Origin of the sequence: Pseudomonas fuscovaginae SE-1 (assembly GCF_000364705.1) — a bacterium.
GTDB classification, from domain to species: domain Bacteria; phylum Pseudomonadota; class Gammaproteobacteria; order Pseudomonadales; family Pseudomonadaceae; genus Aquipseudomonas; species Aquipseudomonas fuscovaginae_A.
This window is the reverse complement of sequence record NZ_AQOH01000372.1, coordinates 1-20,542: the sequence shown is the minus strand read 5'-3', so window position 1 is coordinate 20,542 and position 20,542 is coordinate 1. Positions and strand designations below refer to the sequence as shown.

23 protein-coding genes are annotated in these 20,542 nt (G+C 63.5%); 16 read left to right on the top strand and 7 right to left on the bottom strand.

What is annotated here, in order from left to right; translation table 11 throughout:
- The 6 genes from K675_RS0129200 to K675_RS0129175 all read left to right on the top strand — a co-directional run.
- On the top strand, nt 1-1,477 hold a 1,477-nt coding region (locus K675_RS0129200), incomplete at its 5' end, for a putative porin (RefSeq protein ID WP_026145637.1).
- An 18-nt stretch (nt 1,478-1,495) separates the two neighbouring features.
- Complete coding sequence (locus K675_RS0129195) at nt 1,496-2,137, top strand: hypothetical protein (protein ID WP_017907001.1); 642 nt, start codon at nt 1,496-1,498, stop codon at nt 2,135-2,137.
- A 17-nt stretch (nt 2,138-2,154) separates the two neighbouring features.
- A complete protein-coding gene (locus K675_RS0129190) occupies nt 2,155-2,655 on the top strand; it encodes a YbjN domain-containing protein (protein ID WP_017907000.1) in 501 nt (166 codons plus the stop codon).
- Nucleotides 2,652-3,605, top strand: a complete 954-nt coding sequence (locus K675_RS0129185) for a peptidylprolyl isomerase (protein ID WP_017906999.1) — start codon at nt 2,652-2,654, stop codon at nt 3,603-3,605. The genes K675_RS0129190 and K675_RS0129185 overlap by 4 nt, the downstream gene beginning before the upstream one ends.
- Nucleotides 3,606-3,663: 58 nt before the next feature.
- Complete coding sequence (locus tag K675_RS0129180; RefSeq protein WP_026145636.1) at nt 3,664-4,641, top strand: LysR substrate-binding domain-containing protein; 978 nt, start codon at nt 3,664-3,666, stop codon at nt 4,639-4,641.
- A 44-nt stretch (nt 4,642-4,685) separates the two neighbouring features.
- The gene (locus tag K675_RS0129175) at nt 4,686-5,201 is read left to right on the top strand and encodes a GNAT family N-acetyltransferase (RefSeq protein ID WP_017906997.1); all 516 of its coding nucleotides are present in this window, start codon (nt 4,686-4,688) and stop codon (nt 5,199-5,201) included.
- A gap of 222 nt (nt 5,202-5,423) precedes the next feature.
- On the opposite strand, the gene K675_RS0129170 is transcribed toward K675_RS0129175, so the two are convergent.
- Both K675_RS0129170 and K675_RS0129165 read right to left on the bottom strand, forming a co-directional pair.
- On the bottom strand, nt 5,424-6,353 hold the full coding sequence (locus K675_RS0129170; RefSeq protein ID WP_017906996.1) for an IS110 family transposase: 930 nt from the start codon (nt 6,351-6,353) through the stop codon (nt 5,424-5,426).
- Between the two features lie 305 nt (nt 6,354-6,658).
- On the bottom strand, nt 6,659-6,928 hold the full coding sequence (locus tag K675_RS0129165; RefSeq protein WP_017906995.1) for a DUF2790 domain-containing protein: 270 nt from the start codon (nt 6,926-6,928) through the stop codon (nt 6,659-6,661).
- A gap of 197 nt (nt 6,929-7,125) precedes the next feature.
- On the opposite strand from K675_RS0129165, the gene K675_RS33260 reads away from it, so the two are divergent.
- Nucleotides 7,126-7,311 carry a hypothetical protein gene (locus tag K675_RS33260; RefSeq protein WP_157384014.1) on the top strand — a complete coding sequence of 62 codons (186 nt, stop codon included), beginning with the start codon at nt 7,126-7,128 and terminating at the stop codon, nt 7,309-7,311.
- A 36-nt stretch (nt 7,312-7,347) separates the two neighbouring features.
- Here K675_RS33260 and K675_RS0129155 read toward each other — a convergent pair whose 3' ends face one another.
- Nucleotides 7,348-7,797 (bottom strand): Sbal_3080 family lipoprotein, encoded by a 450-nt coding sequence (locus K675_RS0129155; protein ID WP_017906994.1) that lies wholly within the window; start codon nt 7,795-7,797, stop codon nt 7,348-7,350.
- Nucleotides 7,798-8,252: 455 nt separating this feature from the next.
- On the opposite strand from K675_RS0129155, the gene K675_RS0129150 reads away from it, so the two are divergent.
- The 8 genes from K675_RS0129150 to K675_RS0129115 all read left to right on the top strand — a co-directional run bounded on the left by K675_RS0129150 (nt 8,253) and on the right by K675_RS0129115 (nt 14,749).
- Nucleotides 8,253-9,101, top strand: a complete 849-nt coding sequence (locus tag K675_RS0129150; RefSeq protein WP_017906993.1) for a transporter substrate-binding domain-containing protein — start codon at nt 8,253-8,255, stop codon at nt 9,099-9,101.
- 52 nt (nt 9,102-9,153) lie between these two features.
- Complete coding sequence (locus K675_RS0129145) at nt 9,154-9,816, top strand: amino acid ABC transporter permease (protein WP_017906992.1); 663 nt, start codon at nt 9,154-9,156, stop codon at nt 9,814-9,816.
- 9 nt (nt 9,817-9,825) lie between these two features.
- On the top strand, nt 9,826-10,488 hold the full coding sequence (locus K675_RS0129140) for an amino acid ABC transporter permease (protein ID WP_017906991.1): 663 nt from the start codon (nt 9,826-9,828) through the stop codon (nt 10,486-10,488).
- Nucleotides 10,485-11,267 (top strand): amino acid ABC transporter ATP-binding protein, encoded by a 783-nt coding sequence (locus K675_RS0129135; RefSeq protein WP_017906990.1) that lies wholly within the window; start codon nt 10,485-10,487, stop codon nt 11,265-11,267. Before K675_RS0129140 ends, K675_RS0129135 begins: the two co-directional genes overlap by 4 nt.
- Before the next feature lie 21 nt (nt 11,268-11,288).
- Nucleotides 11,289-11,675 carry a RidA family protein gene (locus tag K675_RS0129130; RefSeq protein ID WP_017906989.1) on the top strand — a complete coding sequence of 129 codons (387 nt, stop codon included), beginning with the start codon at nt 11,289-11,291 and terminating at the stop codon, nt 11,673-11,675.
- 68 nt (nt 11,676-11,743) lie between these two features.
- The gene (locus tag K675_RS0129125) at nt 11,744-12,508 is read left to right on the top strand and encodes an IclR family transcriptional regulator (protein WP_017906988.1); all 765 of its coding nucleotides are present in this window, start codon (nt 11,744-11,746) and stop codon (nt 12,506-12,508) included.
- A gap of 39 nt (nt 12,509-12,547) precedes the next feature.
- Nucleotides 12,548-13,759 (top strand): amino acid deaminase, encoded by a 1,212-nt coding sequence (locus K675_RS0129120; RefSeq protein WP_017906987.1) that lies wholly within the window; start codon nt 12,548-12,550, stop codon nt 13,757-13,759.
- A 63-nt stretch (nt 13,760-13,822) separates the two neighbouring features.
- On the top strand, nt 13,823-14,749 hold the full coding sequence (locus tag K675_RS0129115) for a sugar kinase (protein WP_017906986.1): 927 nt from the start codon (nt 13,823-13,825) through the stop codon (nt 14,747-14,749).
- A gap of 71 nt (nt 14,750-14,820) precedes the next feature.
- On the opposite strand, the gene K675_RS0129110 is transcribed toward K675_RS0129115, so the two are convergent.
- Both K675_RS0129110 and K675_RS0129105 read right to left on the bottom strand, forming a co-directional pair.
- Nucleotides 14,821-15,096 (bottom strand): peptidylprolyl isomerase, encoded by a 276-nt coding sequence (locus K675_RS0129110; protein ID WP_017906985.1) that lies wholly within the window; start codon nt 15,094-15,096, stop codon nt 14,821-14,823.
- A gap of 45 nt (nt 15,097-15,141) precedes the next feature.
- Nucleotides 15,142-17,676, bottom strand: coding sequence for a PAS domain-containing hybrid sensor histidine kinase/response regulator (locus K675_RS0129105; RefSeq protein WP_017906984.1), 2,535 nt, complete (start codon nt 17,674-17,676; stop codon nt 15,142-15,144).
- Nucleotides 17,677-17,814: 138 nt separating this feature from the next.
- On the opposite strand from K675_RS0129105, the gene K675_RS0129095 reads away from it, so the two are divergent.
- Nucleotides 17,815-18,981, top strand: coding sequence for a PilT/PilU family type 4a pilus ATPase (locus K675_RS0129095; RefSeq protein ID WP_026145634.1), 1,167 nt, complete (start codon nt 17,815-17,817; stop codon nt 18,979-18,981).
- A 53-nt stretch (nt 18,982-19,034) separates the two neighbouring features.
- Here the strand turns inward: K675_RS0129095 and K675_RS0129090 are convergent, their stop codons facing one another.
- Nucleotides 19,035-19,973 carry a carbohydrate kinase family protein gene (locus K675_RS0129090; RefSeq protein ID WP_017906981.1) on the bottom strand — a complete coding sequence of 313 codons (939 nt, stop codon included), beginning with the start codon at nt 19,971-19,973 and terminating at the stop codon, nt 19,035-19,037.
- Nucleotides 19,974-19,979: 6 nt separating this feature from the next.
- Nucleotides 19,980-20,542 (bottom strand): FGGY-family carbohydrate kinase (locus K675_RS0129085; protein WP_017906980.1); only part of this gene is annotated, 563 nt, incomplete at its 5' end.

The window sequence follows — 20,542 nt, the reverse complement described above, 5'->3', positions numbered from 1 at the left end:
GGGGCCCGCCGCACCTGCGGCTGCACCGGGAGAGGTGCGGGTACAGTATGTGCCGGCGATCGTTCGCGATCAGATTCGTGACCAGGTCAAGGCCGAGGTCATGGCGACCGCCAAGCAGGAGAACTGGGCGCAACCCAACACCTTCCCGGACTGGGTCTCGCGCATCACGTTCGACGGCGACCTGCGGGTGCGGGACGAGTCGCGCTATTTTTCCGGTGGCAACAGCAACACCCTGGTCGACTACGCCAGGATCAACAGCGGTTCGCCCTATGACGTGAACCGCAACAGCAACACCCAGTTCCCGCCGTTGCTCAACACCCGCGAGGATCGCGAGAACCTGTTCCGCCTGCGCGCCCGGCTGGGCATGAAGGCGGTGCTGACGCCCGAATGGATGGCCGGCGTGCGTATCGGCACCGGTTCCGACAACAGTCCGGTCTCGACCACCCAGACCCTGGGTGGCGGCTTCGCCAAGAAAAGCATCTGGCTCGACCAGGGCTATGTCAGCTGGAAGCCTTCCGACAACCTGACGGTGACCGGCGGGCGTTTCGCCAACCCGTTCTATTCCACCGACATGATGTATTCCAACGACCTGAACTTCGATGGCGTGGCGGCGGTGTTCAACCACAAGCTCAACAGCCAGTGGGGGCTGTTCGGTACCCTTGGGGCGTTCCCGGTCGAATACACCTCGGACGCGGAAACCAGCAACGGGGTCGACAAGGCCGACAGCCAGAACAAATGGCTGATCGGCGGGCAGATCGGTGCCAACTGGAAGATCAACGCCGACAACAGCCTCAAGGGCTCGGCGGCCTACTACAGCTTCAACGATATCGAAGGCAATCGTTCCAGCCCCTGCAAGCCGTGGGACGGCCAACCGGGCTGTGACACCGACGGTACGCGCCTGGCCTTCATGCAGCATGGCAACAGTGTGTTCCTGCTGCGCAACATCACGCCGAACCCGACCAACCCGAACCTGACGCCGCAGCCGCAATACCTGGGCCTGGCCTCGGAATTCAACGTGCTCGACCTGAACCTGGCCTGGGACACGCAACTGCCCGAAGACTTCAAGCTGCGCAGCCAGGCCAACTTCATTCACAACCTGGCGTATGACAAGGGCGAGATGCTCAAGCGCTCCGAAGGCCAGATCGTCAACAACATCAACAGCAACGGCGAGTTCGAAAGCGGCGGCAGCGCGCTGATGATGCAGTTCACCCTCGGCAATGCCCTGGAACTGAAGAAGAAGGGCGACTGGAACCTCTACGCCGGCTACAAGTACATCCAGCCGGACGCCTTGCCGGACGGTTTCAACGACTCCTCCTATCACCTGGGCGGCACCAACGCCAAGGGTTACTTCATCGGCGGCAACTACAGCCTGGACAAGAACATCGTCGCTTCGGCCCGCTGGTTGAGTGCCGAGGAAGTCTATGGCGATCCGTTCCAGGTCGATGTCTTCCAACTTGAGCTGAACACGCGCTTCTAAGCACGAAGGAGAACTCCCATGAACGGGCGAATCCCGGCAGCGTTGTGCCTGCTGACCGTTGGTCTCTTCACTGCCCACGGCGCCAGCGCCGAGGGCATGGAAGAGCGCCTGCGGACCCAGTTGCGCAGCACCACCCAGCAGTTGCAGGCGCTGCAAAGCGAGCAGGCCCAGGCCAGCGCGGCACGCATCGCCGCCGAGAACCAGGCCAAGGCGGCCCAGGCGCAAATCAGGCAGTTGACGGCCGAGCTGGCCAAGGCCAAGGGCCTGAGCGAGCAACTGGTTGGACAGCAGCAGGCCCTGCAGAGCCAGGCGCAGGCTTTCTCGGTGGCGGCCAACGAGCAGTTGGGCAAGTACAGGAAAGCCTATGACGAGCTGCTGGTGATGGCCAAGGCCAAGGAGGCCGAACGCGCCAAATTGCAAGGACAGTTGGCCGAACGTGACACACAAGTGCGGCAATGTTCAGCCAAGAATCAGCAGATGTACGGGATCGCCAAGGAGATCCTCGCCGCCTACGAAAAGATCGACGTGGCCGAGGTGATGAAGATTCGCCAGCCGTTCGCCGGCAGCGCCCGGGTCAAGTTCGAGGAAATGGCCCAGGCCTTCGGTGACGATCTCTACAAGAACCAGTTCGATGCGGCCCACGCATCCCTGAATCCATGACACAAGGAAGAACATCCATGAACGAACAACTGATCGAGCAAGTCACTCCCGACAGCCTGACCGAACTGCTGCAAGGCGCCGGCTACCGGGTCAACCGCACCGACCAGAACGGTATCGTGCAACTGCTCAGCGCCAGCCAGGGCATCGGCTATGCCGTGCGCTTCGGCAATCCCTCGGTGCAGGAGGGCGGTTATGTCGATTTCACCTACAGCTGCGCCTTGCGAGTGCAGGGCGAACTGCCGGCCGGCCTGGCCGAGTTGTGGAACGCTTCGCGGCGTTTCGCCCGCTTGTCGGTGCAGGGCGAGTTCCTGGTGATGGAAATGGACGTGGTGGTCGCCGCCGGTGTCAGCGTCAACTACCTGCGCGCCAACCTTGAGCTATGGGACCGCCTGCTGCAGGAGTTCATCGTCTACCTGCGTGAGTACAGCCAGCAGGTCGCGCAGTTGCAGGCCCAGGCCCCAGTTCAGACTCAGGCCGTGGCCGAGTCGGCGGCACGCGAGGAGGAGGCGACCCTGTGAAGAAAGGCAACCTGCTGGCCGGCGCGGGCGCGCTGGCCGTGCTGGTCGGGGCTGTCGCCCTGGCCATGCGTCCGGGTAACGACCCGGTGGCGGCCGTACAGCCAACACCGGCCGTTGTCGCCTCGACGACGAATGCGCCGGCGGTAGCCCGGCTGGGCAACCAGCAAGTGGCCCCGGAGGAATTGAAGGCGCTGCTCGCGACCTTGCCAGCGGACTCTCGGGAGCAATTGCGCAGCAACCGCACTGCCCTGGAGAGCTGGATCCGTACCCGCCTGGCGGAGAAGGCAGTGCTCGAACAGGCGGACGCCCAGGGTTGGCGCCAGCGTCCGGAGATCGAGCAGCAGACCCGCGCGGCGACCGAGCAGATCGTGTTTCGCAACTACCTGGCCTCGGTCAGCCAGGTGCCGGCGGACTACCCGAGTGCCGAGGAGCTGCAGCAGGCCTACGACAGCGGCAAGTCGCAATGGCAGACGCCGGCGTTGTATCGGGTCAGTCAGATCTTTCTCGCGGTGTCCGAGCAGTCGTCCCTGGAAAGCGTGCGCAAGCAGGCCGTGGAGTTGAGCCGCAAGGCCCAGGCCGCGCCGGATGAGTTCGCCGCGCTGGCGAGCCAGTACTCCCAGGACAGCGAAACCGCCAGGCGTGGCGGCGATACCGGGCTGCAACCGCTGCAGCAACTGGTGCCGGAAGTGCGCGGGGCGTTGTCGCGGTTGAAAGTTGGCCAGGTGGCGGACCCGGTGCAGAGCCCGGCGGGCTTTCACATCGTCAAGCTCACCGAGCTGCAGCCCTCGCGCACGGCCACCCTCGACGAGCTGCGCGACCGCTTGCGTGAAGCCCTGCGGACCCAGCGTCAGCAGCAGATTGCCAAGGCCTATCTGGAGGGCATGCTCAACACCGCGACCTTGAGCATCGATGGCGCGGCCCTCAACCAGGTGCTGGAAGAAAAACACTGACGGGAAACTTGCCATTGGATGGTTGGGCGCCGAGAGGCGTCGACAGGGAGTCTGAATGATGTCGTTGAATGAATCGGCCCAGCGCATGGGCGACATGGAGTATCACGGCCCGGTCGAGACGCACGGGGGCTGGTTGGCGCTGGCCGAACGGATCGAGCCGGAAACCGCTCAGTTCTTTCTCGCCAGCGCCCGCTGCGGTTGCTTCATGCAGGCGGCGCGCAGCCTGAATATCAAGTCGACCCAGTTGCGCAAGCAACTGGCATTGCTCGAAGACCAGCTCGACCGGCCGTTGTTCGTCTACCAGGGCAGTGCCCTGAGCCTGAGCCGCGAAGGGCAGCAATTGCAGGCGCAACTGATCGCCCTGGCCCATGAGCGGCGCTTGCCGGTGATGGAGCAGCCACTGGTCAGGCTGGCGATTGCCGAGTCGATCCTGCACGATATCCTGGGCCGCGACCTGATCGCTCTGCTGCGTCGCAATGCCAGCGTACGGCTGGAGATCATTCCGGTGGACAGCGTCCTGTCGTTGCAGGCGCTGAGTGCCGAAGTGGTGGTCTGGCTGTCGGGCGACGACTCGCCACTGCCGGGGCCGAGCTTCGAGATCACCCCGGCGCAGGCCCTGGCGCGGCTGGAGTACCTGCCGTATATCGCCAAGCGCTACTCGCGGGTGGCGGTGCGTCCGGACTCGCTGGAGGACCTGGAGGACTACATGCTGGTGCAGTGGCAGCAGGACCGTCAGATCGAAGGCTTCCAGGCGTGGAACAGCGTGCTGGAGCAACGGTTGGCCGGTGTGGTGCAGGTGCATTCCTACGAACTGATGCTGGAAATGATCCGCTGCGGCGCCTGCATCGGCCTGCTGCCGCGCTACATCAGCCGTTTCGACCGCGGCCTGGCGGCACTGCCCGGCCTGTTCGACGGCGGCATGCAGCGGCGGGCCTGGCTGGCGACCCAGCGCGGGGCGCAGGACAGGGCGGAGGTGCAGATGCTCGTCGAGCTGATCCTGAATACCTTCCGGGAGCGGCGGGAGTGGTTTGAGTAGGTATACACTGGGCGGCCTGGCCATTTTTCAAGGAGAAGAAGACGATGCCCACCGAGACGCCCGCCATCCTCATCGAACGTTTTCGTGAAGCCCACGTGGACGGTATAACCGCGCTCTACAACGAGCCAGCGGTGTGCCGTCAGGTCTTGCAGATGCCGTTCCAGTCGGCCGAGGTGTGGCGTCAGCGACTGCTCCAGCGCCAGGGTAATGAGCGCCTGGTGTCGTTGGTGGCCGTGCATGACGGGGTGGTGATCGGTAGTTGCTCACTGGAGCAATACGAGCGCGTACGCCGCAGCCATGCGGGGAATGTCGGCATGGGCGTGGCGACGGCCTGGCAGGGCAAGGGCGTCGGTTCGCGTTTACTGGCGGCAGTGCTGGAAGTGGCGGATAACTGGATGAACCTGCAACGGGTCGAATTGAGCGTGTATGTCGACAACCAGGCGGCCCGGGCCTTGTACCGCAAGTTCGGCTTCGAGGAGGAAGGGGTGATGCGCGCCTATGCGATTCGCGATGGGGTGTTGACCGATGCCTTGAGCATGGCCCGGCTTCGGCAGCTGTAGTCGCTGGTTTCTCCTGTGGGAAAGAGTGCACCTGTTCGCGGATGAATCCGGCTCCCACAGGGTTTAGCGTCGATCACAAAACGTGTGTTCGTCGCGGTGACTTGTGGGAGCCAACTGTCTTTGATTCATCACCGATGAGCGGTAGAACAGGCTCCCGGGAATTACGGCAGGCGCCGCAGAACCGTGGGAGCCAACTGTCTTTGGCTCCTTGCTGATGAGCGGTCAAACAGGCTGGTCACGCCACGGTGTGCCATCGCGCACCATGGCGTTCAGACGTACTAGCAGCACCCGCATACAGGCCACCAAGGCTACCTTCGCGCACTTTCCTGCCGCACGCAGCCGGGCATACCGTGCTTTGAAATCTTCGTTATGACGCACCATCACCAGCGTACACATGTAAGCCGCACGCCGCACTTTGGCACGACCACCATAGATACGTCTTTTGCCACGTTTGGCACCGCTGTCATTGTTGTAGGGCGCTACTCCAGCCAGGGCAGCCACCTGCGCCCGGTTCAGATCGCCCAGTTCGGGGAGATAGCAGAACAAACTGGCGATGGTCACAGGTCCAATGCCTTTGACTGCGTGCAGTCGCTCCATTAGCTCTGCATCAATATGGCGGGTTTTTTCGGCAATTTGCCTGTCTGCCTTGTTGATCAACATCTGCAGTATGGCGTTCAGCTCTTGGTACGTGTTCAGCACCTCAGGCGACTGTGCCTGCTGAATACGTCGGCGGTTGTCATCGCGCTGGTGGACGAGCACTGCTCGCTGATTGACCAGTTCGGCCAGTTGCTCACGGGCCTCATCGGGCATGACCAGGTTCTTTTCCTCCAGAGCCGAGGCGAACATGGCCAGCATTTGTGCGTCGATCGGATCAGTCTTCGCCTTCTTGCCCATGGCTTGTGCAAAGTGGCGGGCTCGGCTGGGGTTGATGCGCTGGACCTTGAAGCCAGCATTAGCCAGCAGTTTTACCGAGAGTTTCTCGTAGCCACCGGTAGCTTCGACCAGGACACGTTCGACCTGGCAAGCTTTGAGGTGATTCACTGCCGTGGCCAGCCCCTCGGCAGAGTTGGGCAAGGTGAAATTGTTGGACGGTGGAAACAACGCGATTTCCAGGGTGGCCTTGGAAACATCAATTCCGGCATAGGCAGTCATGAGTAAACCTCCTAGGCTTAAGGGTGAGAGGTCACTCTGGTCTGGCTCACGCTTGTTGTTCGAGGTTGGACTCAGTCAACTGTTCGAGCTTGGAACCAGAGTGAGAAGAGTGGACGGCAGCTAGGCTCCCACACGTGCTCCAGGGCACCGCGGATTATCAGCTTGCCATCCACCCTCTCACTTCTGATTTTATCTGCCCTAAAGACACAAGCAGGCTTTACCGAGGCGTCGGACCGCCGCGAATAGCCCTCAGGCCTTTGCGAAACCATAGAGCCTCCCACAGGCGTGGTGTCAGCCCAGTGGTATCAGTTGTTGAAATTGCAGGCGTCCGACAGCTTGCGATAGCTGACATTCTCGGTCTTCCCGGCCTTGTCGATGAACTTCATGTCGGCATTGATCACTTTGCACTGCGTGGTGGGTTGCTCGGTCATCGAGATGACCTTGTCGATGTTCAGCGGCATGCCGTAGTGGTAGGGAACGGCCTGGCTGTCGCTGCCGGTCGGGCTGGCCTGGGCCACCCCGGCCAAGGCGCTCAGGGCCAGGGCGGTGGTGACCAGCAGGGTACGAACTTTCATGGTCTTTCTCCGAATCAGCTTGGATTTCGTTCCAACGCCAACGCGCTGAAGCTGCCGCGCGAGGCGGCATAAGGTATTTGCGCTGACGCGGTCGATGTCACTTTCCATGGGTGCGATTAACGCTTAATTAAGTGCAGGGCTTTTTATTAGGCTGCTAACTAAGTGCTCGTTCGACACTGATCGGCGTGCGAAAGTTAATGTCAAAAACACATCACTCGCTGATAGAATCCGCCATCGACTGTCGAGAGGGTCAAAAAAACGACAGCGATTACGACATTCGATGCGGGGAAATCGGCATGGCTAAAGGTTTTGCGCTGTACATGGCCGGCATGGCCGCGGTGCTGCTGGTGTTCGCCGTGGCCCTGGTGGCGGTGCTGCAGTAATCCGTGGCAGCCGGGTTCGACCCGGCTGTTGCGATCTCAGCGGCGGGCGCTCAGGGGCCGTACGCCGACCGGGAACAACTGGTCGGTCAGTTCCTTGAGCTTGTTTTCGGCATTGATGAACTTGTCCATGCGAAACGAGCCACTTCTTGAGTTGTAGGTCGCCGAGCCGACTTCCCGGCCGAACTGATAGACCTTGATGTCCACCTCCGACAGATACAGCGCCATGTCCCAGCTCCAGCGCCCCAGAAGCGTGCTGCTCAGGGGGCAGTTCCGCGGGTTGCTGACACTGGGCAGCACCTCCACCGTGAAACCCTTGGCTTTCAGGGCATTGGCATAGGCATCGGTAAACGACTCGCGCACGCCATCGGCCGGAATCACGCAGATCCGCGCGGCGGGGTTGGCGGCGAAGTCCACCGGGGTGACTTGCTGCCTGATGCTGCAGCCGGTGATCAGTGTTGCGAAACAGAACAGAAGCAGCAAACGCATCGCGACATCCATGTAGGCCCGCAAGGGCGGTGGGAAGAGAGGGCCGGATGCTAGCTGTTTGCTGGCGTGCTGCAAAGCAGAAGCCGCTGCGCTGGTCCGGATTTCGTGTTGCTTCTGGCGGCCCATTCGCGGGCAAGCCCTGCTCCTACAGGGTGTACACCAGATTTGCATACGGCAAAAACCGATGGGAGCAGGGCTTGCCCGCGAGGCGCTTGATCTTCGCTCCTGCACCGCCTTGGGGCCTTGGCACCCACCCGCGTTGCCTTCCGTAGCACTGGCCCACGCGCACCTTGTGTAACCGGTTTCCTGCAGAAAAACCTATCTCTCTGATTTTCCTGAACTTTACCAGGCCGGTTAACGACCGCGATTTCCTGTGGCACACTTTCTGCTGTCTATTCCGTTGTTACATACCAAGTTCCGTTATAACGGAATACACATCATCGGAGTGCAACGTCATGCAACGCGTACCTTCCTTGTTCAAAGCCTGTGCTTTCATTCTGGCCGCCACGGCGGTTGCGGTCGGGACGGCCCAGGCCGCCGACAGCAAGCTCGACAGCGTGCTCAAGCGCGGTCACCTGGTCGTCGGCACCGGCAGCACCAACGCGCCCTGGCACTTCCAGGGCGCCGACGGCAAGTTGCAGGGCTTCGATATCGATATCGGCGCCATGATCGCCAAGGGCCTGTTCAACGACCCGAGCAAGGTCGAGTACGTGGTGCAGTCGTCGGATGCACGGATTCCCAACCTGCTGACCGACAAGGTCGACATCAGTTGCCAGTTCATCACCGTGACCGCCAGCCGTGCCCAGCAGGTGGCGTTCACCCTGCCGTATTACCGCGAAGGGGTCGGCCTGCTGCTGCCGAACAACAGCAAGTACAAGGAGATCGACGACCTCAAGGCCGCCGGCGACAAGGTCACCGTGGCCGTGCTGCAGAACGTCTACGCCGAGGAGCTGGTGCACCAGGCACTGCCCCAGGCCAAGGTCGACCAGTACGACAGCGTCGACCTGATGTACCAGGCCGTGAACTCGGGACGGGCCGATGCCGCCGCCACCGACCAGTCCTCGGTCAAGTACCTGATGGTGCAGAACCCCGGTCGCTACCGCAGCCCGGCCTACGCCTGGAGCCCGCAAACCTACGCCTGTGCGGTCAAGCGCGGCGACCAGGACTGGCTGAACTTCGTCAACACCGCCCTGCATGAGTCGATGACCGGTGTCGAGTTCCCGACCTATGCCGCTTCCTTCAAGAAGTGGTTCGGGGTCGACCTGCCCACCCCGGAAATCGGTTTCCCCGTCGAATTCAAGTGATCCGTCAAGGGCTGGGCGCCTTCGCGGCGCCCTGTCGAAGGTACCGTGAACCATGAACTATCAGTTGAATTTTGCTGCCGTCTGGCGCGATTTCCCCAGTTTGCTCGCGGGGCTCGGGCTGGGCCTGGAACTGGCGCTGGTGTCGATCGCCATCGGCTGCGTGATCGGCCTGATGATGGCGTTCGCCTTGCTCAGCAAGCATCGCACTCTGCGCACGCTGGCCTCGGTGTACGTCACGGTGATCCGCAATACGCCGATCCTGGTGCTGATCCTGTTGATCTATTTCGCCATGCCGAGCCTGGGCATCCGGCTGGACAAGATCCCCTCGTTCATCATCACCCTGTCGCTGTATGCCGGTGCCTATCTGACCGAAGTGTTCCGGGCAGGCCTGCTGAGCATTCCCAAGGGCCAGCGTGAGGCCGGGCTGGCAATCGGTCTGGGCGAGTGGCAGGTGCGCGCCTATATCACGGTGCCGGTGATGCTGCGCAACGTGCTGCCGGCGCTATCCAATAACTTCATCTCGCTGTTCAAGGACACCTCCCTGGCGGCGGCCATCGCCGTGCCGGAGCTGACCTATTACGCCCGCAAGATCAACGTGGAGAGCTACCGGGTGATCGAAACCTGGCTGGTCACCACCGCGCTCTACGTGGCTGCCTGTTACCTCATTGCCCTGATGCTGCGTCAGCTCGAACAGCGTCTGGCGATTCGCCGCTAGGAGCCTGTCATGTACGAATCCCCCACCTGGCTGCATGAGTTGTGGGTCGCCCGGGAGCCGCTGTGGCAGGGCTTTTTGACCAGTGTGCAGTGTTCGGCCCTGGCGATTGTCTGCGGCACCTTGATCGGCATCGTTGCCGGGCTGGTGCTGACCTACGGCAATGTCTGGATGCGCCTGCCGTTTCGGCTGTATGTCGACCTGATCCGCGGCACGCCGGTGTTCGTCCTGGTGCTGGCCTGCTTCTACATGGCGCCGGCCCTGGGCTGGCAGATCAGCGCGTTCCAGGCCGGGGCCTTGGGCCTGACGCTGTTCTGCGGCTCGCACGTCGCGGAAATCGTCCGTGGCGCACTGCAGGCCATTCCCCGTGGGCAGATGGAGGCCAGCCAGGCGATCGGCCTGACGTTCTTCCAGGCCCTGGGCTACGTGCTGTTGCCCCAGGCGCTGCGGCAGATCCTGCCGACCTGGGTCAACTCGTCCACCGAGATCGTCAAGGCCTCGACCCTGTTGTCGGTCATCGGTGTGGCCGAGTTGCTGCTCAGCACCCAGCAGGTGATCGCCCGGACTTTCATGACCCTGGAGTTCTACCTGTTCGCCGGGTTGCTGTTCTTCATCATCAACTACGCCATCGAACTGCTCGGTCGGCACATTGAAAAGCGGGTGGCGTTGCCATGATTGCGACAAACGACAAGCAAGCACTGCTCAGCATTCGCGGGCTGCACAAGCAATACGGCCAGCTCGAAGTGCTCAAGGGCGTCGACCTGGACATGCAGCGTGGCAACGTGGTCACGCTGATCGGCTCCAGCGGTTCGGGCAAGACCACGCTGCTGCGCTGCGTGAACCTGCTGGAAGAGTTCCAGGGCGGGCAGATCACCCTCGATGGCGAGTCCATCGGCTACAGCGAAGTGGACGGCAAGCGCGTTCGCCATCCGGAGAAGGTCATCGCCCAGCATCGGGCCATGACCGGCATGGCGTTCCAGCAGTTCAACCTGTTTCCGCACCTGACCGCGTTGCAGAACGTCACCTTGGGCCTGCTCAAGGTCAAGAAGCTGCCCAGGGACCAGGCCGTGGCCCTGGCCGAGAAATGGCTGGAGCGGGTCGGCCTGTTGCAGCGCCGTGATCACTATCCGGGACAATTGTCCGGCGGCCAGCAGCAGCGGGTGGCGATCGCCCGGGCCATCGCGATGAACCCGAGCCTGATGCTCTTCGACGAAGTGACCTCGGCACTCGACCCGGAACTGGTCGGCGAAGTGCTGGCGGTGATCAAGGGCCTGGCCGAGGAGGGCATGACCATGCTGCTGGTCACCCACGAGATGCGCTTTGCCTTCGAGGTCTCGGACAAGATCGTTTTCATGAACCAGGGGCGCATCGAGGAACAGGGACCACCCAAGGAACTGTTCGAGCGCCCGCGGTCGCCGCGCCTGGCGGAGTTTCTCAGGAACACCCGTTTTTAACCTTCATTCAAGGAGCACATCATGAGCATTACTCGTTACGGCACTGGCAGCACCGCGGGTGGCGGTCAGCCGCGTCCCTTCGCACGGGCCGTCGAAGCCGATGGCTGGCTGCACGTGTCCGGCCAGGTGCCGGCGGTCGACGGTGAGATCATCAGCGGCGGTATCGTCGAGCAGACCCACCAGACCATGAAGAACCTGATCGCGATTCTCGAAGAGGCCGGTTATGGCCTGGAGGATGTGGTGCGGGCCGGGGTCTGGCTGGAGGATCCACGGGACTTCTGGAGTTTCAACAAGGTGTTCGCCGAGTACTTCAAGCCCGAGCATGCGCCGGCGCGGGCCTGCGTGCAGGCGAGCATGATGGTCGACTGCAAGGTCGAGATCGACTGTATCGCCTACAAGAAGAAGTGAGCCCCTAACGATCGCCGCGACACTCTGGGTAAACTCCCCGGCAATTTTTCAATGGGATTGCACTGATCATGACCGAAGACACCATCAAGCGCCGCGCCAAGGGACTGGACCGGGCGTTCGATATCCTCGATTACCTCAAGGAGGTCGGCCAGCCACTGCGTCCCAACGATATCGCCGGGGGCATCGGCAGCCCCAAGTCCACGGTCTACGAGCTGGTGGCGTCGCTGCTGGAACGGCGAATCCTGGAGCCGGTCGGCAAGGAGGGGCATGTTTACCTCGGCCGCCAGTTGTACTTTCTCGGCCAGGCCCATCTGCGTCATTTCGACCTGAGCCGCGAGGCCGACCATGCCTTGCAGGAGATCGTCAGCCAGACCCGCGAAACCGCGCAGATGTGCCTGCTCAACGGACGCAAGTACACGGTGGCGCTGATGAAGGAGGGCGAGCGGCACTTCCGTATTTCCTCGGATATCGGTGAGAACGCGCCGATTCCCTGGACGGCCTCCGGGCGCCTGCTGCTGGCGCATCTGAGCGACCAGCAGATCGTCGACCTGATCGACCCCGACGATTTCATCCTGCCCGATGGCCAGCGCCTGCCGCTGGAAGTGTTTCTCAAGGAAATCCGCCAGGCCGGGATCGACGGGTTCTTCTCCTTCGACAGCGTTGCCGACACCTTTACCCATTGCTTCGCCGCGCCGGTCAAGGACGAGCGCGGCGTCTGCATCGCCACCCTGTGCATCGTCGCCCCGAGGGCGGATGCGAAGAACAACTACCACGACTATCGCCGGGTGCTGATCGACAGCGCGAACAACCTGGCGCGTCGGATCAACGATTAGCAGCGGCTGCCCGCGGCCGCCTCCATAGGAGTCTTGAACATGCCTGTGAACCTTCCCCTGGTGGAAAAAGGCGCGGCCGCGATCGGCGCCCAACTGGTCAGCGACGTCAGCCTGCCGGCGCTGGTGCTGCACCGTGAAGCGCTGGAACACAACATTCGCTGGATGCAGGACTTTGTCCAGCGCAGCGGCGCCGAACTGGCGCCCCACGGCAAGACCAGCATGGTCCCGGCGCTGTTCCGGCGCCAACTGGACCAGGGTGCCTGGGGCCTGACCCTGGCCACCGCGGTGCAGACCCGTGCCGGCTATGCAGCCGGTGTACGGCGGATATTGATGGCGAACCAGTTGGTCGGCACCGCGAACATGGCGCTGGTCGCCGACCTGCTGGCCGACCCGGCGTTCGAGTTCCATTGCATGGTCGACCACCCGGACAACGTTGCCGACCTGGGTGAATTCTTTGCCGGCCGTGGTTTGAAACTCAACGTGATGATCGAGTACGGCGTGGCCGGCGGTCGCTGTGGCTGTCGCAGCGAGCAGCAGGTGCTCGATCTGGCCCAGGCGATCCAGGCCCAGCCGGCACTGGCGTTGACCGGTATCGAAGGTTACGAAGGGGTGATCCATGGCGACCAGGCTGTCAGCGGGATTCGCGCCTTTGCCGGTTCGCTGGTGCGCCTGGCGGTACAGTTGCAGGACAGTGGCGCCTTCGCCGTCGCCAAGCCGATCATCACCGCCTCCGGTTCGGCCTGGTATGACCTGATCGCCGAGGAGTTCAAGGCGCAGAATGCCGACGGGCGTTTTCTCAGTGTGCTGCGGCCCGGCAGCTACGTGGCCCATGACCATGGGATCTACAAGCAAGCGCAGTGTTGCGTGCTGCATCGCCGTGCCGACCTGGATGAAGGCCTGCGTCCGGCCATGGAGGTCTGGGCCCATGTGCAATCGATGCCGGAACCGGGGTTCGCGGTGGTCGCCCTGGGCAAGCGCGACGTGGCGTTCGATGCCGGACTGCCGATGCCGCTGTTGCGCTACAAGGCCGGAGTCGTGCCGGCGGTGGGCGAGGATGTCAGTGCCTGCCAGGTCACGGCGGTGATGGATCAGCATGCCTTCATGACGGTGGCGCCGGGCTGTGAGTTGCGGGTCGGCGATATCATTTCCTTTGGCACTTCCCATCCGTGCCTGACCTTCGACAAGTGGCGGGTGGGCTGCATCGTCGATGAGCAGTTGACGGTGATCGAGACCTTCGAGACCTGGTTCTGACTTGAGGTCGTTTCGCGGATTCATCCACGAAGGGACCGGACCTGACACCACGAGATTCCTTGCATGAGCACATTGACCCTGCCGCCACCGCGCATCGCCCTGATCGGCGAGTGCATGATCGAACTGCAACAACACGCCGATGGCAGCCTGCGGCAAAGCTTCGGCGGCGACACTCTGAACACCGCGGTGTACCTCTCCCGCGAACTGGCCGGGCGAGGCTCGGTGGATTACGTCACGGCACTGGGCGACGACAGCTTCAGCGACGCCATGTGCCGGATCTGGGCCGAGGAGGGCATCGGCCTGGGCCTGGTCCAGCGCCTGCCCGGTCGTTTGCCTGGTCTTTACTGTATCCAGACCGATGAGCGCGGTGAGCGGCGTTTCCTCTACTGGCGCAACGAGGCGGCTGTCCGCGATTGTTTCACCGCTGCCACCGCCGCGCCGGTCCTGGCGGCGCTGCCGGACTACGACGTGCTGTATTTCAGCGGCATCACCCTGGCGGTGCTCGGCGAGCTTGGCCGGGAAAAGCTGATCGCGGTGCTGCGCCAGGCGCGTGAGGGCGATACACGGGTGGTCTTCGACAACAACTACCGGCCACGCTTGTGGGCGAGCGTCGAGCAGGCGCGGGCGGCTTACCGTTCAGTGTTGCCCTATGTCGACCTGGCCCTTTTGACCCTGGAGGACGAGCAGGCGTTGTTCGGCCACGTCGATGCAGGCGCGGTGTTCGGCGCATGCGAGGCATTTGGCATTGCCGAGGTGGTGATCAAGCGTGGTGCCCAGAGCTGCCTGGCCCGTTGCGAAGGCGAGGCGTTCGAAGTGCCGGCGCAGCGGGTTGAAACGGTGGTGGACACGACCGCCGCAGGTGACTCGTTCAGCGCCGGGTACCTGGCCAGTCGCTTGACCGGTGGCGATCCGCAGGCGGCGGCACTGGCGGGGCATCGCTTGGCGAGTCGGGTGATTCAGGTGCGCGGGGCCCTCATTCCCCGAGGCTGATCCAGAGGCCGTGAGGTTCTTGCCGGCCTCTTCGCCGATTTATCGGCGAAGAACGATAACGTGCTCCACGTTCAGTCGCGATAGAACACCTGCACCAGGTGGTAGCCGAATTTGCTCTTGATTGGCCCGTGCACGGTGCGCAGCGGTTTCTTGAAGATCACCTGATCGATGGCCCCCACCATCTGCCCCGGGCGAATCTCGCCCAGGTCGCCGCCGCGCTTGCCCGACGGGCAGGTGGAATGCTTCTTGGCCAGCACGTCGAAGGCCTCGCCCTTGGCGATGCGCTGCTTGAGCTGTTCGGCTTCCTCGGCGGTCTTGACCAGGATGTGACGGGCTTGGGCTTTCATGGGCGGGTTACCTTGGAACGCTGGGGCGCGCGATTATGCCTGAAATCAGCTCGAATGACCGATCATGTCGCGCACCCGGTTGGCCAGCAGGTCGAGGGTGAAGGGCTTGGCGATCAGGTCCATGCCTTCCTCGAGAAAACCCTGTCGTTCGGCGGCCTTCTCTGCATAACCGGTCATGAACAGCACCTTGAGCCCGGGGCGGTGCTGGCGGGCGATTTCGGCCAACTGCCGGCCGTTCATGCCCGGCAACCCCACGTCGGTGACCAGCAGGTCGATGCGCAGCGACGATTCCAGCAGCGGCAGGGCCGTCCGGGCATCGGCCGCCGGGTGGACGGTATAGCCCAGCTCGTCCAGCAGATTGAGCACCAGCATGCGTACCGCCGGGTCGTCCTCGACCACCATCACCGACTCGTCGGCCGCCGCGATCGGCGACTGCGGGCTGTCCGGCTGCGGCGTCGTCTCGACGGCCTGGGCGTGGTAACGCGGCAGGTAGAGGCGCACGCAGGTGCCCTCGCCGGGCTTGCTGTGCAAGGTGACATGGCCGCCGGACTGCTGGGCGAAGCCATAGATCATCGACAGGCCCAGGCCGGTGCCCTGGCCGATGGGCTTGGTGGTGAAGAACGGGTCGAAAGCCTTGGACATCACCGATGGGCTCATGCCGGTGCCGTTGTCGCTGACGCCGATCATCACGTAGTCGCCGGCCTTGACCGGCTCCACGGTACTGATATCGCTGCCGTCGAGGTAGCTGTTGGCCGTCTCGATCAGCAACGTGCCGCCGCCGGGCATGGCGTCGCGGGCGTTGATCACCAGGTTGAGCAGCGCGCTCTCCAACTGTCCGGCGTCGGTGTTGACCGGCCAGACGTCCTGGCCGAGACGCACCTGCAGTTCGATATGGGCGCCCTTGGTGCGGCTGAACAGTTCCTCCAGCGATTGCACCAGCTGGTTCGGCTCGATGCGTCGGCGGTCCAGCGATTGCCGACGGGAGAACGCCAGCAGGCGGTGGGTCAGGGCGGCCGCGCGCTGGGCGGAGTTGACCGCGGCCTCGGCGAAGCGACCGATCTCGGCGCTGCGCCCGGCGGCGATATAGCGCTGCATCAGATCGAGGCTGCCGATGATGCCGGTGAGCATGTTGTTGAAGTCGTGGGCGATGCCGCCGGTGAGTTGGCCGACCGCTTCCATCTTCTGCGCATGGCGCAAGGCGTCCTCGGCGCGCTCGCGCTCGAACATCTCGTTCTGCAGGCGCTGGTTGGACTCGGCCAGCGCCTGGGTCCGCTGGGCGACCCGTTCCTCAAGGGTTTCATTGAGGTTGCGCAGGGCTTCCTCGGTGCGTTTGCGCTCGCTTTCATCGCTGACGAAGATGTAGAAGCCGTTCACCGCCCCATCCTGGCCGTAGCGCGGCAGATAGCGCATGTTGGCATGACGCATGTTGCCGTCGCGATAGGGCGTGTCGAGGCTGAAGCTGCAGGCCTTGCCCGCCAGGGCGCCAGCGATATGCTCGGCACGCATGGCATAGGCCTCCTCGCCCAGTACCTCGCGCAATGTCTTGCCATAGAGCTCTTGCGGCGTCTTGCCGAACCAGTCGAGATAGGCGCTGTTGTTCAGGCGAAAGCGTTCTTCGCGGTCGACATAGCTGATCAGTGCCGGTACGGCATTGATCACCAGTTGCAGCTCGGTCTGGCTCTGGCGCAGGGCCTGTTCATTGTGTTTGCGTTCGGTGATGTCCAGGGCGGCACCGACGAAGCGCTGGGCCCGGCCGTGAGGCCCCTGGTAGCAGCGCCCGCGGGCGAATACCCAGCGGATCTGGCCGTCGGTCAGTACCCGGTACTCTTCGGCGTGTTCGGTGTTGTTCTCCAGGCAGTGCTTGATCCCGCGTGCCACCAGCCCACGGTCTTCCGGATGCACGCTTTCCATGTACACGCTCAGGGGCGTCTGCGCCGCCAGCGCCGGGTCGACGCCGTGCAGCCGGGCGAACCGCGCGTCGGTGACGAAGCGGTCCTGGTCGATATCCCAGTCCCAGGTGCCGAGGGTGCCGGTGGCGGCCATGGCCAATTGCAAGCGTTCCTCGCTGTCGTGCTGGGCCTTGATACTGGCTTCGGAGCGTTGCTGCAGTTCCAGGGCGCGCAGGCGTCGTTCATTGACCTCGATGGCGGTGACCAGCACCCCGGCCACCGCGCCCGACTCGTCGCGTACCGGGCTGTAGGCCAGGTCCAGCCAGAGGTCGGTATTGCCCTCGGGCCGCTGCAGGATGAACTGCTGCTCCGCCAGGTCGACGCTACGTCCCTGCGCCACGGCCTGCAGCAGCGGTGCGCTAAACTCGAGGTATTCCGGCCAGGCCAGCTCGAACGGTTGGCCGAAGGCCTGGGGATGCTTGTTGCCGGAGAGCCGGGAGAAACTGTCGTTGTAGATCTGTACCCGCGCAGGTCCCCACATCAGCAGCATCGGCATGGGCGAATGGACAACGATATCGACGGCGGTGCGCAGGCTCTGCGGCCAGTCCGGTTGTGGACCGAGGGCGGTTCGGGACCAGTCGAGGCGAGCGAGCAGGGTGGCGACGTCGGTGTCGTGGGGCATTCCGTTCATAAACCTGCCTTGAAGGTGAAGCTTTGGGTTGCGTGGCGGAGCATTATCCCGCCAAGCTGTAGATCGTTGCCAATCTGAAATGACGCCTGGTCGAGCATTTCAACCTCATTATTCGACTGTATTGCGGACATCGTTGCCATGGAAATCCACGCCTTATTGAAACTCCTCGCCGCCCAGGACGGCTCGGACCTGTACCTGTCGACCGGGGCTCCGCCCTGCGCCAAGTTCAACGGCGTGCTCAAGCCGCTGGGCACCGACGCGCTCAAGGCCGGAGAAGTGGCGCTGATCGCCGAAGGTATCATGGACGCCGAACAGCGCCAGCAGTTCGACCGAGAATTGGAAATGAACCTGGCCTTGTCGTTGCCGGGCGTCGGGCGTTTCCGGGTCAACATCTTCAAGCAGCGCAACGAAGTGTCCATCGTCGCCCGCAACATCAAGCTGGAGATCCCCCGTTTCGAAGACCTCAAGCTGCCGCCGGTCCTGCTCGATACCATCATGGAGAAGCGGGGCCTGGTGCTGTTCGTCGGCGCCACCGGCTCGGGCAAGTCGACCTCCCTGGCGGCGCTGATCGACTACCGCAACCGGCACAGCAGCGGTCATATCATCACCATCGAGGACCCGGTGGAGTATATCCACCGGCACAAGAAGTCGATCATCAACCAGCGCGAGGTGGGGGTCGACACCCGCAGTTTTCATGCCGCGCTGAAAAACACCCTGCGCCAGGCCCCGGACGTGATCCTGATCGGCGAGATCCGCGACCGTGAAACCATGGAGCACGCCCTGGCCTTTGCCGACACTGGGCACCTGGCGATTTCCACCCTGCACGCCAACAACGCCAACCAGGCGCTGGACCGCATCATCAACTTCTTCCCCGAAGACCGCCGGCCACAGTTGCTCAATGACCTGGGCAACAATCTGCAGGCCTTCGTCTCCCAGCGGCTGGTGCGCACCACCGACGGCAAGCGCCGGGCCGCGGTCGAGGTGATGCTGGGCACGCCGACGATCCGCGACTTCATCAAGCGCAACGAGTTTTCCGAGCTCAAGGGCATCATGGAGAAGTCCGAGGTCAGCGGCATGCTGACCTTCGACACGGCGCTGTTCAATCTGGTGGTGGAGGGGGCGATCGACGAGGAGGAGGCGCTGAAGAACGCCGACTCGGTGAACAACCTGCGTCTGCGCCTGAAGTTGCATCAGGACGGCGCGACGGTTCAGCACAAGACACCCCCGGCACCGCCAGTCGCCACGCCGGAGCCGGACGTGAAGGACTGGGGGCTGGTCGATGACGGTGACTCGCCGCTGCGCTGAGCGGGTGTGGGGAGCGGGATTCGCCCAGGCAGCCTCGGTGGTTTTTCCCGCTCTCAGACCACCTGGTGACGATGGGGCAGGTCCGGGCCGACGCGGCTGCAGGTGATGGCGGCGGCGCGGACGGCGAACTCCAGCATCGCCTCTATCTGTGCCTTCTCCAGGCACTCAAGGCCCCGCACCGAATCCAGTTGCTGCTCGGTCAGCCAGGCGATCAGCGCCGCCTGGAAGGTGTCGCCGGCACCGACGGTATCGGCCGTGACGACCTCGCGGGCCGGTACCGACCAATGCCCATGGCGGCGACTGTAGACGTTGGCGCCCTGGCGGCCGCGGGTCAGGAACACCAGTTGGCAGCGCCGTTCCAGCCATTGCCGGGCGACGTCCTGCGGTTCGCGATCGGGGTAGAGCAGGTGCAGGTCTTCGTCACTGACCTTGATCAGGTCGGCGTGTTCGGCCAGGGCGGCGATGCGCTGGCGCCACAGCTCGATGTCCGGTTGCGGGTTGAGGCGCACGTTGGGGTCGAGGGTGATCAGCCGGCGGCCGCTCTCGCGACGGACCAGGGCCAGCAGGGTATCGGCGATCGGCTGCACCACCAGCGAATAGGAGCCGACATGCAGGCCGCGTACCGCCTCGTCCAGCGGCGGCAGATGTTCCGGCAGCAACTGGCGGTCGGCACAGCCCTCGCCACGAAAGCTGTACCGGGGTGAACCGTCGGCCCCCACCGCAACCATCGCCAGGGTGGTCGGTGCTTCGAAGTCGCGCAGGTAGTCGGTGCGCACGCCTTCTTCCTGCAGGACCTGTTGCAGGCGCCGCCCCAGGTAGTCATTGGACAGCCCGGCGAACAGCGCCGATTCCACGCCCAGGCGGCGCAGGCCCACGGCGACGTTGAACGGCGAGCCGCCGGCGATCGCCTTGAAATTGACTTTCGCGGTTTGCCCGCTCGCGTCGGGCTCGCTGAAGAAATCGAACAGTGCTTCACCACAGACCAGATACATGGATGCTCACTCTTGAAGGGCCGCGACCTGTTGGCGGTAGCGGTGATAGATCGGTTGATAGGCGCTGACATGGGCCGGGACCGGCCGGGTTTCGCTGCCGCTATCGAGACGGACGCAACGCTCGCACAGTTCGGCCAGGCCGTGAAGGGCTCCGGACTCGCACCAGGCGGCCTGGATCGCCGCGCCGAGGGCAGCGGCCTCGTTCTGTTCGGTGCAGATCACCGGGGTGTCCATGATATCGGCGACCATCTGCCGCCAGACCGGGCTTTTCGCGCCGCCGCCGATCAGGCGGATGCTCTGGCCCTGCAGGCCGTTGCCGCGTAGCAGGTCCAGGCCATAGCGCAGCCCGAAGGTGGTGCCCTCGACCACGGCGCGGCACAGGTTGGCCTGGGTCAGGTTGGTCAGCGTGAGGCCCAGCAGGCTGCCCGTGGCCTGGGGCAGGGCGGGCACCCGCTCGCCGTTGAGGAACGGCAGCATGCTGATGCCCTCGGCCCCGATCGGGGCTTGCGCCACCAGGGCATTGAACTCGTCGAGCTCGAGCTTGAACAGCTCGCGCACCGCGCCGGTGG